Source organism: Neoakkermansia glycaniphila (assembly GCF_900097105.1).
Taxonomy (GTDB): Bacteria; Verrucomicrobiota; Verrucomicrobiia; order Verrucomicrobiales; family Akkermansiaceae; genus Akkermansia; species Akkermansia glycaniphila.
Window position 1 is genome coordinate 2,241,768 of sequence record NZ_LT629973.1, and the last position, 13,054, is coordinate 2,254,821.

The following is a 13,054-nucleotide window of genomic DNA, read 5'->3' on the forward strand; positions in this document are numbered from 1 at the left end:
ATCAGGGCATTTTGAGGGTCGGGCTGGACGGATCCATGAATCCGAGGTCGGTCGCGAGCTTGATGACCATGGCGCGGTGGCCGAGGCCGTTCGGGTGGATGTTGTCGTTCATCCACGGTTTGATGGCCTGGTTTTCACCCATGGCTTTTTTCCAGTGCGCGGCGTGATCGACGAGGAGCACTTTTTCCTTGGCTGCGATTTCACGTACGGCGTTACTGTATTCGAAGTCGCGCGGATTGTTGCGCATGTTGGGGCTGGAGACCTGAAGGACGGGGATGGCCTTCATTCTGCGGATCTGTTGTACGATGGTGGTCAGGTCTTTCTTGAAGACGTCGATTTTACCGATTTTGACGGCGTCGTTGGTGCCGAAGTCGATGAAGACGACCTGAGGTTTGAACTGGTTGAGGCGCCAGTCGATGTTTTTCAGGAAGCCCGATGCCGTTTCTCCGCTGACGGCTGTGTTGACGATGATGTCGTTGGTACGGCGGTAGCCGCCGGGTTTGCGGGGTTCCCATTTGATGACTTCCTGCCAGTGTTCGGGGTAGGAGCGCCAGCCGTGGGTGTGCAGGGCTCCATGCGTGATGCTGTCGCCGAGGAAGAGCCAGAGGATGGGCTTGTCTTTGGCTCCGACGAGTTGGTGGAGTTTTTTGTAGTCGGGAAGTTTGAGGTTGTCTTCCGTGGATTTTTCCGGTGCGGGAATGTCGGCAGCATGGGCGCAGAACGCCATGCACAGGGTACCGATGAGAGTATGGATCAGTTTCATGTCTGTGCTTGTGTTGATTGGGAAATGTTTATTTTCCTGTATCCTTGCCGTCCGTGAGCCAGTCGATGGAGACGGGGGCGAATTTGATGTGTTTGATGTGGTTGCTGTTTTCCTCATACAGCACGCCGACCTTGCCTGGTTCGATCGGCACGAGGCTGGAATAGGCGAATCCGCCGTTGCCGATGGCTTTGGAGACGGGCCATGTTTTACCGTTGTCGTAGCTCATCCAGACGGTGCCGTTGATTCGGCGCGATTTTCCGGGGCCGGAGAAGAGGAGGCGGCTTTTGCCTCCCAGAGAGGGATCGGATTTGAAGGAATACCGGAGCAGGGAGCCTTGTGTGCTGTCGCAGAAGAGGTCTTTGGCATCTTCGACGGGCGACCAGGACTGGCCCGCGTTGTTCGACCACGTGATGCGTCGGCAGTTGCCTCCGCCCCAATGGCGGGCGACGAGGACGAGGCCCCCGCCGTCCGTTTCGGCGACGGCGGTTTCATTGACCATGCCGACCATGTTTGTGGTGGGGTTGCCGATTTTCCAGGTGGAGCCGCCGTTGTCGCTGTAGACGCAGGAGACGACCCATTTGCCGAACGGCCCTTCGTTCATCGGGACGACGAGGCGGCCCTTGCGGGAACCTTCCTTGAGCTGGATGCCGGCGTTGGGGCCGGCCGCCATGATGTCTACCCCTTTGGCGCGTTTGGTGGTCGGGGTGACGTCTTTGGGTTTGCTCCATGTTTTGCCTCCGTCTTTGCTCTGAATGACGAAGTTGCGGATGCATTTTTCATCCTTCCAGCCGTCGGGGATGTTTTTCTGGCGTTCGGAGACGCCGGAGGGGTAGCGCTGGAAGAAAATGGAGGTTGTGTTCTTTTTGGCGTCGTATACGGGGCAGGGGTTGTTGAAGGTGGCTCCTTCGGATGCGGCGATGCAGATGGGCTTGCTCCATGTTTTGCCTCCGTCTTCGCTGAGGCTCATGATGATGTCGTTTTTGCCCTGGTCTGTGTTGACGTATCTGCCTTCGGCGATGGCCATCAGTTTGCCTCCGCCGATGGCGGTGACGGCGGGGATGCGGATGCTGCTGTACGGGTTGCCTTCACCTGCCGAGAAGACGGTGACGGCCTGGTCGCAGGGGAGCGGGCCGTTCTCCTGAGCATGGAGGGCTGAGGCGGGGACGGCGAAGAGGGCGGCGTATGTAAGGATGAGGTTCATGGCGGAATGAATGAGGGGGTGTATGGTGGTCAGGAGTTTTTGTCGTGCGGTTTGGGAAGGAGGAGGAAGAAGATGCCTCCGAGGAACATGAGGACACCGGCCAGAGCGAGGCTGGTGGTGAGCGGGATGCCTCGGTCGGCCAGCCATCCGCCGAAGAAGGATGTCATGGCTCCGATGCCTGCCGAGGCGAGGTTGAGGATGCCGTAGCCCGTCGCGGAGTATCGTTCGTCGATGTGGGAGCGGAGGACGGGCATCAGCGTGGCGTCCATGCAGCCTTGCGCCAGTCCTTGTGTGGAGATGAAGACGACGATGAGGGCCAACGGGAGCTGGAAGCCCCAGCCGAAGATGCTCGGGACGAGGGCAAGGACGATGAGGGGGCCTGCGATGCTGAATGCGATGCCGGGTACGAGCGCGCGCGCCTTGGCATTTCTCATGTACCAGCGGTCGGCGATGATGGCGCCGCCGATGACGGCGATGTATTTGGCAAGGGAGCTCCATTGGGTGGCCATGGGCCCGGCTTCGCCAGTGCTCAGGTTGTATTTTTCCTGCAGGAGGGTGGGGTACCATGTCAGAAGGAACCAGTTGGCCGCGCCGGAGAAGGCGACGATGGCCATCAGCATCCACATGGAGCGGATGGAGAGCAGGCTTTTCAAGACGCCGCCGCTTGAGGCGGTGACGTTGACAGGGCGTGTTTTCTCCAAAGCTTCGGAGGGCATGATGTCCTGAGCCGGGTTTTTGGAGGGGTCTTTCAGGAAGACGATGAGGACGAAGGCATAGGCGACGCCGACGAGGCCGAAGAGGGCGAAGGTCATGCGCCAGCCTTCGATTTCCGCCATGGTGCCGCCGTATCCGGCGAGAGCCATGCCGGCGTAGATGCCGCTCATGTGGATGCCGACGGCGAGGGAGCGCGTGCTGCCTTTGTGGTAGTCGGTGATGAGGGCAAGGGCCGCAGGGATGTAGCAGGCTTCGCTGACGCCCATGAAGCCGCGGGCGATCAGAAGGGTGGTGTAGTCGTGCACGTGGCCGGTGAGCCATGTGACGGCGGACCAGACGACGAGAGAGCCGAGGATGACGAGGCGGCGGCTGTAGCGGTCTGCGAGGAAGCCGCCGACGGGGCTCAGCAGGGCGTAGATGAGCAGGAAGACCGAGGTGACCATGCCGAACTGGCTCTTTGTCTGGGGGATGTCCCGAACGATGGGTTCATAGAGCGCAGAGAGGAGTTGGCGGTCGAAGTAGTTGAGCATGACGACGATCCAGAGGAGGCCGACGAGTACCCAGGCATAGCGGCCGGGTTTGCTGTGGGGGTCGGTGACGATGGCGATGTTTTTGAAGCCTTTGGTTTTCGTCTGGACGATGAGGATGATGAGGACGATGGCGACGAGGGTGAAGACGATGTAGTCGACGACCGTCAGTTCGAAGGAGTAGCCGAGTCCGGCCGCCACGACGGCGGGGGTGCGGACTCCGGGAGCTGTTTCGCCGCTGACGGTGATGATGTCCCTGCCCATGACGACGACAGGGGCGGTCGCGATGCCGACGGGCCAGTTGCCAGCCTTTTCCCATGTGTTTTCGAGGATGTCATAGGAGTAGATTTGGGAGGATTGCTGCGGCATCGCATCGGTGTTGCCGTTGCCGCGGGCATCGCCTCCAAGAAGGAGGATTTTGTTTTCCCGGGCAGGAGCGGGAGAAGGGGATGCGGCGATGACGGCGGGAACGGGAGCCAGTTTTTTATCGGTCCATTTGCCTGTGGTTTCATCGAAGGCCATCATGCCGTCGAGGTAGGTGCGGGCGGGCTTGCCCTGGGCATCCGGAGCGAGGGAGCAGCCGCCGATCAGGTAGAGGTAGCTTCCCGAGTGTGCTGCGGCTGCGAGCATGCGTCCGCCGCCGGGGATGGCGGGCATTTGTTTCCATTGCCGTGCGTCCGGTTTGGCGCCCATGTCGAGCATGTAAACGGTATCCAGCGCGGCGGTCGAGTCCGGCTTTTCCTGGCCGCCTATGACGTAGAGGCGGTTGTTGCGCGTGACGCAGGAGGCATAGGCGACGGTTTTCGGCAGCGGGGGCAGGGCCGTGACTTTGCAGTTGGAGACGCTGCCGTCGTTTTTGTGGATGAGCCAGACTTTGTCGAGGTGGCCGGAGGCATTCGCTCCGCCCGCGACGACAAATCCGTCCGGGCTTTCGCCGAAGGCGGCGTAGGCGACGGGTTCGGGCATGTTGCCGATTTTGATCCACTGGCCGTCCTTGAGTTTGTAGATGTCGGAGTAGAAGATTTTTTCACCGCGTTCTTCCGGGGTTTTGGCTCCGGGGGTGGCTTGCGGGAAGTTGGCGCCGCCAAGGGCATAGACGACGGGCGTTTGGTCCGCATCTTCCATGACTCCGGCAGCCATGCCGGCCCGGCCGAGGGAGTCGGGGATGTCGCACACGGCAATGTGCCGCTCATCCTTGTTTTCGGTGTCGATTTGCAGGGAAGCATGGGCGGGAGCCGCGAGGAGGGCCGCTGCGGCGCCCATCAGGAGAAGTGAACGGGAAGCGAGTTTTTTGAGGAGGGAATACATGGTGGAGTTGTGGAGGGGAAAAAGGATGTCAGAGGGATGCAGCCCAGATTTGGTTGGAGCGTTTGCCGGGTTTTTGTTCGCCGTTGACGATGGCGGCCATGCCGTGCCATTCGACGCAGGGGAGGACGGCCCGCGCCGCGCCGATGCTGCCGCCCGGTTGCCATGTGTCGGTGGCGGGATCGTAAACGAGGCTCTGGTTGTGGAAGCCGGGATGGTTTTGCGGGGTGTATCCGGTGACTGTGGCATCATCGCCGCCGAGGAGATGGATGCGGCCCGCGAAGACGGGCGCCGGAGTAGGAGCCGCCGCGACGGTGTAAGGAAGGGGGGCGAGGTTTTTCCAGCCTTCCTGCGGGTTGTAGGACCATGCTTCCGTGAGCATGTCGCGCACCATTTTGCCGTCGCCCTGTTTCAGGCCGATGCCGCCGAGGATGTAGATTCTGCCATTGCAGGAGGCCATCTGGTGGAGGAATCTGCCGCGGCCGGGGATAGCCGGGGCTTCCTGCCAGCCGGAGGAGGGGGAGGCGGAGTCGAGTACCCACATGCGGGCTTCCGCATCCTGTTCGCCGGGGTTGAGGCTGCCGCCCATGACGTACACTTTGCCATCCAGTACGGCTGCTGCATGTCCCGTCAGGGTGACGGGCAGGGAAGGCCATGTTTCGATTTCCGCGCCTGAGCCGTTCCATTTCAGCAGGAGGACGTCGGAGACGGAGCCTTCGGCATTGCTGCCGCCGATGCAGAGGACGCCTTGAGGCAGGCTGGCCGTTGCGCCGTAGCCGAGCGGTTTGGGGAGTATGGCAGGTTCCAGCCAGTCCGCCCCGGGTGCGGGGAGGACGAAGATGCGGTTCGTCCAGCGTTTGGGGCCGCCTTCCCACAGGGGTTTTTCAGGGAAATTGGCTCCTCCGGCGACGAGGAGAGCGCCCTGGTGGGTGCCGGCATAGGAGCCGGCAAAGCCTTCGGCATCCGGGAGGTCCGGCAACTGCCGCCATGCGAGAGAGGGGGAATCCGTATTCATCATTTCCCTTCCAGCATAGCAGAAAGGTACGGTAATGCAATCAAAAACGGGAGGTCCCGTTCTGGTCTTATTGCATGATAAAATGTTGGAATATGCTGTGAGGCCGGGTTATAGAACCTGGCTCCACTGGGGGGCGGGCTGAGGCCGGTTCAGGCCGATGATGCGTTCGATCATGCAGTCCCAGTGTTCACGTCCTTCAAGGATGTCGATTTCGATGCGGAGGAAGTAGATGGGTACGTCCATTTCCCCGGGTTTGAGGAAGCGGACGGCATCTTTTTCCGTGGTGACGATGAGGTCCATCGCACGGTCGGCGCAGCGTTCGACAAAGGCTTCGAGATCGTTCTGGTCGAACCAATAGTGGTCCGGGTAACGGCGGCGGATTTCCACCTTGCCGCCGAGCTGTTCGACGGCGTTTTCGAAGTTTTCCGGGCGGGCGATGCCGCTCATGCAGGCGACCCATTTGTCATGGACGAAGTCGAGGGGCTTGCGTTCTCCGGTGAAGACGTTTTCAAAGTATTTCGGGCCGTGGTTGGTGACGATGATGTCCGCGCTTTTGTTGTAGCGGCGGATGCGCCGGATGAGTTCGTCTTGGGGGGCTCCGTCGCTTTTCGTGAGGATGATGTAGTCGGCGCGTTTGAGGCTGCTGCGCGGTTCGCGCATGGTGCCCCGGGGGAGGAGGGCTCCGGTGCCGAAGGGTGCGCCGCAGTCCACTAGGACGATGTCGAGCTCGTGGGCGAGTTTCAGGTATTGCATGCCGTCGTCGAGGATCAGGGTGTCGGCCCCGAGTTGTTCGATGGCGAAGATGCCGGATTTGACGCGGTCCTTGTCCACGAGGACGGAGACACCATCGAGGTTGCGGGCGAGCATGAAGGGTTCGTCTCCGGCATGAAGGGGGCCGAGGTAGCGGGTGGTGCCGTCGCTGGCGATTTTGGGAAGGTTGTCGACAGGGTGGCCGTTGGCGTCTTTCCACATCTGTGGAGTGTCGAGTTCGGCGCTTTTATAGCCGCGCGTGAGGATGGAGACGGTGCGGCCCCGTTGCGCGAGGGTACGGGAGAGGAGTTCGACGACGGGGGTTTTCCCGGTGCCTCCGGCGGTGATGTTGCCGACGCTGATGACGAGGGTGCCGAGGTTGCGTACGGTTTTGATGCGCCTGCGGAAGAGGAAGAGGCGTACCTTGACGAGGACGAAGAAGAGGAGTGAGGCGAAGCGCAGGAGGCACCGCATCATGAAGGCGCGGAAGCCGTGGGCCCGGCCGAAGACGACTTCGGTGCCCCAGTCCGCGAATTCGTCCATGCGTGTCTGCGTCGGCATTGTCGGGGAGGGGATGCGGGGTCAGCGGAGGATGCGGCCGCAGTTCGGACAGCGTTCGACTTCGAGTTTGATGAGGACTTTGCCACGTACGTCTTCGGTGACCTGCATGTTGCAGCCGGGGCATACGCCATCGTCCGGCAGTTCGATGACGACGGGGAGTCCCCGGCTTTTGCCGATGCTTTCGTAGGTGGCGAGCAGTTCCGGTTCTACTTTGGCGCGGAGTGCTTTGCGTTCTTCAAGGAGCTGTTTGACGAGGGCGCCGTCCCGTTCGCTGGCGGCGTCGAACTTGGCGAGTTGTTCCTTGAGGGAGGTGCGGGCGGCTTCAAAGCGCTGGCGGGCGGCCTGTTCTGCTTCCTGCAGGGCGGGTTGCCGTTCCATGAGTTCGAGCTGCTGCGTTTCGAGGTCGCCGATGAGAGATGCCGTGGTGTCGATCTGGCTGGCAAAGGCAAGGTATTCGTCGTTTTTGCGCGTTTCCATCTGCTGTATCTTGAGCTTGGCGAGGAGGGCTTCCTTGCTTTTGACTTCCAGTTCGATTTGCTTGATGGAGAGTTCGTGTTCCTGTGCGGCTTTTCTGGCGGCGAGGAGGGCTTTTTCGCGATCCTTGGCCCGCTGCATGAGCTGGGTGCGCTGTTCGGGGATGGCTTTCAGGCTGCGCTGGAGCTTGACGATTTGCATGTCCCTTTCCTGCAGGATGAGCAGGTCTGTCAGGTCGCGATGTTCCATGCCGCCTATCATGCCAAGGCTTGCCGTTCAATGCAAGCGTGAAATGGTTGCGAGGCGAAACGGAAGCGGGCCGCTCCGGCTGTGCGGAGCGGCCCGGCGGGGTGGGATGAGGATGCCGGATCAGACGAGTTTGGCGATCCATGCTTCGCGGTCGTCGCCCGGGAGGTAGTCGATGGGGGCGATTTCCGGCATGGTGTAGCAGCCGGGCTGGAGGCGCGTAGCGGCGCGGGCCGAGGAGACCATGACCTGAGCGGTGAGCGCAGGGTTGTTGATGCGCATTTCGAATTTGAACAGCTGGTTTTGCGTGCTGCCCGATACGCCCTTGCGTTCCATGAGGACGCCGTGGCCCATGTCGCGGAGGCTGTCGATGTCGGAGACTTGCAGGACGTGGGTGTCGTCGTGGCAGAAGTAGGAGTCCGATTTGATGGCTTTTTCGACATCGGCATAGGCGGCACCTTCTTCGAGGACGACGTAGACCATGCGGCGGTGGACGCCGGAGCCGGTGGGGATGGTGAGCGAGAGTGCATCCTTGACTCCGGCCTTGGAGCGGGCGACGACGCTGTGGCCCATGCTCATGCCGGGGCCGAAGTTGGTGTAGGTGATGCCCTTGGGAGCCATGGCGAGCATGAGGGTGCGGAGGACGGAGTCGGTACCGGGATCCCAGCCTGCAGAGATGACGGCGACTGCGTTGTGCTTGCGGGCCTGTTCGCCGAGGGAGCGGCGGAGGGCGACGATGCCGTCGTGAATGTCGAAGCTGTCTACCGTATGGATGCCCTGGGCGAGGAGGGGAAGCGCAGTTTCTTCGACGCTGCGGGTGGGTGTGCAGAGCAGGGCGACGTCGACCTTGCCGAGTTCGGCGATGTCGCTCACGGTTTTGATGCCATGGACGGGTTCGCTTCCGGCGCGGCGCACGATGCCCGCCAATTCCATATCGGGAGCAGCCTTGACGGCCTCAACCGAATATTTACCGATGTTTCCGTAACCAACAATAGCGACTCTAATCATGGATGTAATATAATTCAAATGCGGTTTGTTCGCCTCGCAATGAGGGCGCTTTATTTAAGCCGAAATGCGGGCGTCTGGCAAGAGTCGAGCGCGGTATGGGGCTTTGTATGTCTGAAATTGCAATAATCATGGTGTTTTGCGCATGTGGCCGGGCCGATGCGGCAACACGAATAGAGCGATGTATTTTTCAGGAACGTATCATTTGATGCGATTGTCGTTCGTGTGTGACGTTTTTGTCGCAAATGGCAGTTGCTGTTTTTTCGTTCTCCGTGTTATGATGTGCACGGCGGACATTGGGTACAGCATGTTTGCCTGTGTCATTATGTCTTATAAAAACAAATCATGGAATGAACGTTCCCGCCGGCTGATCACCTTGGTATTCGGCCTGTTTCTCGGTTTTGTGCTCATTTTCGGTGAGAGCCGTTGGGAAACGTCGCCGCTGATCGAGGAGAGCCTGATGCTGCTGGGATGTATCGGGGCGAGTATCGGCGCTTTCGGGCGCATCTGGTGTTCGTTGTATATTGCCGGGTACAAGAATGCAAGGCTGGTGATGGACGGCCCTTACGGCATGTGCCGCAATCCGTTGTATTTTTTCAGTTTTATCGGAGGAGTCGGAGTGGCCTGCGCGACGGAGACGATGACGATTCCTTTGATCGTGCTTGTCGCTTTTGCCGTTTATTATCCTCTGATCATCAAAAGAGAGCAGAAGAGGTTGACGGAGTTGTTCGGGGAGGAGTACAGCCGCTATTGCGACGAGGTACCCGCCTTTTTCCCCCGGTGGAGGCGCGTGTCGCAGCCTGAGACCTATACGGTGAATCCCAAGGTTTTTACGCATAATTTTATTGATGCGCTCTGGTTTATCTGGCTGATCGGGATTTTCGAATTCGTCAGCGGGTTGCATGATTCGGGCGTGCTGCCCGTATGGTTCCGGCTTCCCTGAGGCGGAGATGCCATTTCCGCGCAACGAAAAACAGCCGATGGAGTATCGGCTGTTGTGTGTTTTGTGCGGCTGGGTACTTTATGTTGCTGGAACAAGCATCGGCGTGATGTCGAATCGAACCTGAATGATCGATTCTGCCAGTTTATTCAGCGAGTGTTCGGCGATTTTTTTGCGTTCCTGCATGCTCATTGTTTCCAATTGAGACTGTGGAATGGTTTCTTCCGATTTTCTCAATAGTTTTTTGAAGTGCCGGGCGATGTTGCCGTAGGAAGTCAGGCCGTATTTTGCCAACAGTTCATCCTCTTTGATTCCTGCGGCGTCCATGTCGTATGTACGTGCCGTGTTGTACCAATTGGCGAGCATTTCTTTGTAGAATTTGCGGAAATCGTCGGGACAACCATTCAGGATGGTTTCTTCGGCCAGTTTTTTCTCGCAATCGGCTCGTGGAAGGTTCATGACGGTGTGATATTTGACATTTAAAGTCAGAGAATGCAGGATGGCTCTTGCAATGGCCTGCTGCTGCGTGATTTCTTCTGCGGGAGCAGGCGCGACAGTTTGCGGCGTCTGTGCCATGGACGGAACGGTCACGAGAGTGCAGGCCAGCAAGGTGATTGTGCCCAGAGTATGGATGGGTTTCATGGTGTTTTGTCGGTTTGAGGCAGTGTGTAGGCTCCGCTGACGACGGCGACGGGTGCCGGGGCATGGTACCGTTCGGTGTACTGCCATGCGGGGGCGAGCTGTTTCCAGAAGCCGATGTGAGGGGATTCCCGGTGCCGTTGGAGGTTCTCTTCCGTGATCGGGAAGGGGTAGATCTGGATGGGGACGCGGGTTTGACCCTGCTGCAGGGCGGCAGAGACGAGGGTGTAGATTTCTTCAATACCGGGGTCGGTCATGGCAAAGCAGCCGATGGAGACGTCTTTGCCGTGCAGCATGATGAAGCTGCCCGTGTAGCCCTGCGCTGCGTCGTAGGCGTTGGGGTAGCCTATGTTGAAGGAGAGGTGGTAGTTGCTGCGCGGGTTGAGGAGGCCGGAAGCGGTGGCATAGAAGCCTTCGGGGGCCTGCATGTCTCCCTCTTTCTTTTTTGGGCCGAGTTTGCCGGACATTCCGGCGACGTCGTAGGTTTTGAAGAGGGTGTAGCGGTCGTTTTCCTTGGTTTTGATCCAGAGTTCGCAGAGGCGCGGTTCCTTGACGATGCGGATGAAGACGGGATCGCCGATGGCGGCCCCGTGAGGTTTCAGGGCTTCGGTCAAGGTGGGGGTGACACGCCGTGCGGCGGCCTGTGCGCGGTCTTCGCCGGAGGGCGGTGCTGGAACTGCTGCGGCCATGGCGACGAGAGATGCAAGGCTGGCAATCGGCGGCTGAATCATGGGTAGAGGGGCCCGATGGGACGCGTTATTTGGTGCGAAGGTAGATGTGGGTGCGCGTTTTGTTGCCTTCTGCCGTGATGGTGCCGTAGAGTCCGTCGATCTGGGAGGCGATGAAGGAGTACATGGCAGACAGCATTCCGGCGAATTCCTTGTTGTTGCCCATCAAGTAGGCATCGTTGCGGACGATCATGTCCTTGATGGGTTCGGTGCGCAGGGCAAAGGCCGCTCCCTTGAGGCCTGATGGCGGCGTGGCTGCAGCAAGGGCGATATCCTTCACGTAGGTTTCCGGAGTGCCGATGACACAGGCTCGGTCGGTGAGGGCAATGCTGAGATCACGGAAGATTTGCCCGGATGGTCCGAACAGGGTTGTGGATGAACGGCGGGGAGCCGGCCAACCGGAGAGTCGGTAGATGTCGATTCCGTCCCCGGCAGATTTTTCCGTTTGTACGGGTATGGAATACCCTTTTGCCATGGTTCCGATGGATGCCCATACGCTGTCCCATGCGGCTGAGGTTTGTCGGCGATTGTCCACCCCCTTGTATAGCGCGATGCGCGGCATGGCGATGTTGAAGGCTGCAAGTTCCTTGTCCGGATAATCGGCAGGCAGCGTGCCCTTGTTGTCGATCAGGACGGCTGTTTTACCATTCATGCCGGAAAAGGCGGTTTTAGCATTGTTCCATATGTCTGCGGCTTCCTTCGGCAAGCGGATTGGCGAGGTGGATTCCGTGATGGCTTTCACGTCGTCGTCGAGCATTGTGCCAAGCAGCGAAGCGACGAGCGGCGTGGTGGTGCATTCTCCGTACAGCATGGTTTCCGGCCGGTCGGCGTGCGGCAGGAGTTGAAGGGGGCTGTTTAGATCAAGTGCCGGGACGGTTCCCTGCGTGATTTCGAGATGGATACCTTTATCCGCCCATATCGTGCCTTCGATGTTTCCTGCTGAGATGCTTCGGTAAAGTTTTGAAAGGCAATCCATCTGGATGGGGAGAGACTGCATGTGGGCATCGGCATCGAGCTGTCCGGCGAGGGAGGCGATGCCTGCGGCTACGCCTTTGTTCACGCTTTGGTCGATGAGGAACAGGAAGTCGGGGTTGTTGTTCAGGCGTGTATCGGCAAAGGCGATTTTATCCGTAGCAAGGATGGATTCTTTCGGCGAGGCGGCGATCTTGATGTTTTTGGCGGGGTCCGAGCAGATGGTGAAGAAGGCTTTGCCATCCCGTACGGCTACCAGATAGTGGAGTTTGACCAGAGCGAGGGCTTCGAGTCCCTTCCGTTCGTTGGCATCGGGTTCGATGCGGTTGTTTTTGTATTCGTTTTCAAGAAAGAGAGAGAATGCTTTTCCATCGAAGGTGACGCCCTGCCAGTCATAGCCGGAATAGGTCCCTTCATGCCAGCTCAGGGAGTGGTCGGGATATTGGGTGATTTCTTCCTTGAAGCTGTTCAGGGATTGCTTGAGGAGAGAGCCGGTGGAGGGGTGAAGTTCGGCGATGGCCGTGAGGGAGATGTTTTGCATGGAGGGAACCATGCCGGAGAGTAGGGGGGAGGATGAGCGAAGCAGGTTTCGGTTGATTTCGAGCATGCCCTGCCGAAGGCGTGTTTCACGCTGCCGGGCCGCTTCTTCTTTCTGGTTGCCGTCCAGAGTATCCGATCCGTTCAGTTCTTCATACTGCAGGTTGTAGTCGAGAAGGTATTTTTGCGTGTTGTAGGTGTCGAATATGTTGAACAGGGCTGCAATGGGAATGAGGTTGTTGCCCAGAAATTCCGAGGTGCCGGGTCCGGCAGCTATGGCGGCGGAGGTGACCATGCCTGCGGGTCCGAAAAGATTTTGCATCTTGTATGCCGGAACGATTCGCAGGATGCGCTGGGAGAGCAGGTTGCGAACGCTTTGGGCTGCGTGGGGGATGGCGATGAAGCTTTCCGCATCGGCCGGGATGAGGGCGAGGACGCCGAGTGCGGCGGTGCGCTGTTCGAGCGTGGCTGTGGCAGGTTGGGCCGGGGCGGAGATGTTTTGCAGGATGGCGGTGACGGTTTCGGGTGTTTCCGGCTGTGCGTGCAGTGCGGATGTAGCGGATAAGGCTGCCGCAAGGAGGGTGAGGGTGTGGTTGGTTGTCATGTGGGGAACGGGTGGTTCAATGAACGGTTGTCGGTATCGTACAGGCCGGGAAACGGCTTGTCAAGGAGCGAGG

At 59.3% G+C, this 13,054-nt stretch carries 11 protein-coding genes; 1 reads left to right on the plus strand and 10 read right to left on the minus strand.

Annotated elements, in window-relative coordinates; translation table 11 throughout:
- Window position 1 precedes the first annotated feature (1 nt).
- From PYTT_RS09405 to PYTT_RS09435, 7 genes are all read right to left on the minus strand, one after another.
- Window positions 2-763 (minus strand): SGNH/GDSL hydrolase family protein, encoded by a 762-nt coding sequence (locus tag PYTT_RS09405; protein WP_067777866.1) that lies wholly within the window; start codon window positions 761-763, stop codon window positions 2-4.
- Between the two features lie 28 nt (window positions 764-791).
- The gene (locus PYTT_RS09410) at window positions 792-1,964 is read right to left on the minus strand and encodes a sialidase family protein (RefSeq protein WP_067777867.1); all 1,173 of its coding nucleotides are present in this window, start codon (window positions 1,962-1,964) and stop codon (window positions 792-794) included.
- Window positions 1,965-1,993: 29 nt separating this feature from the next.
- Window positions 1,994-4,513 (minus strand): MFS transporter, encoded by a 2,520-nt coding sequence (locus PYTT_RS13050; RefSeq protein WP_172801804.1) that lies wholly within the window; start codon window positions 4,511-4,513, stop codon window positions 1,994-1,996.
- Between the two features lie 28 nt (window positions 4,514-4,541).
- Entirely contained in the window at window positions 4,542-5,528 is a 987-nt protein-coding gene (locus tag PYTT_RS09420) for a hypothetical protein (RefSeq protein WP_067777868.1), read from the minus strand.
- A gap of 105 nt (window positions 5,529-5,633) precedes the next feature.
- Window positions 5,634-6,836, minus strand: a complete 1,203-nt coding sequence (gene lpxK / locus PYTT_RS09425) for a tetraacyldisaccharide 4'-kinase (RefSeq protein WP_067777869.1) — start codon at window positions 6,834-6,836, stop codon at window positions 5,634-5,636.
- A 21-nt stretch (window positions 6,837-6,857) separates the two neighbouring features.
- A complete protein-coding gene (locus PYTT_RS09430; protein WP_067777870.1) occupies window positions 6,858-7,559 on the minus strand; it encodes a zinc ribbon domain-containing protein in 702 nt (233 codons plus the stop codon).
- A gap of 120 nt (window positions 7,560-7,679) precedes the next feature.
- Window positions 7,680-8,564, minus strand: coding sequence for a diaminopimelate dehydrogenase (locus PYTT_RS09435; RefSeq protein WP_067777871.1), 885 nt, complete (start codon window positions 8,562-8,564; stop codon window positions 7,680-7,682).
- 178 nt (window positions 8,565-8,742) lie between these two features.
- On the opposite strand from PYTT_RS09435, the gene PYTT_RS09440 reads away from it, so the two are divergent.
- Window positions 8,743-9,504 carry a methyltransferase family protein gene (locus PYTT_RS09440; RefSeq protein WP_172801805.1) on the plus strand — a complete coding sequence of 254 codons (762 nt, stop codon included), beginning with the start codon at window positions 8,743-8,745 and terminating at the stop codon, window positions 9,502-9,504.
- A 78-nt stretch (window positions 9,505-9,582) separates the two neighbouring features.
- On the opposite strand, the gene PYTT_RS09445 is transcribed toward PYTT_RS09440, so the two are convergent.
- From PYTT_RS09445 to PYTT_RS09455, 3 genes are all read right to left on the minus strand, one after another.
- Window positions 9,583-10,077 (minus strand): hypothetical protein, encoded by a 495-nt coding sequence (locus PYTT_RS09445; protein ID WP_141675923.1) that lies wholly within the window; start codon window positions 10,075-10,077, stop codon window positions 9,583-9,585.
- Between the two features lie 62 nt (window positions 10,078-10,139).
- On the minus strand, window positions 10,140-10,871 hold the full coding sequence (locus tag PYTT_RS09450; protein WP_067777873.1) for a L,D-transpeptidase family protein: 732 nt from the start codon (window positions 10,869-10,871) through the stop codon (window positions 10,140-10,142).
- Window positions 10,872-10,896: 25 nt separating this feature from the next.
- The gene (locus tag PYTT_RS09455) at window positions 10,897-12,981 is read right to left on the minus strand and encodes a hypothetical protein (protein WP_067777874.1); all 2,085 of its coding nucleotides are present in this window, start codon (window positions 12,979-12,981) and stop codon (window positions 10,897-10,899) included.
- Window positions 12,982-13,054: the final 73 nt, after the last annotated feature.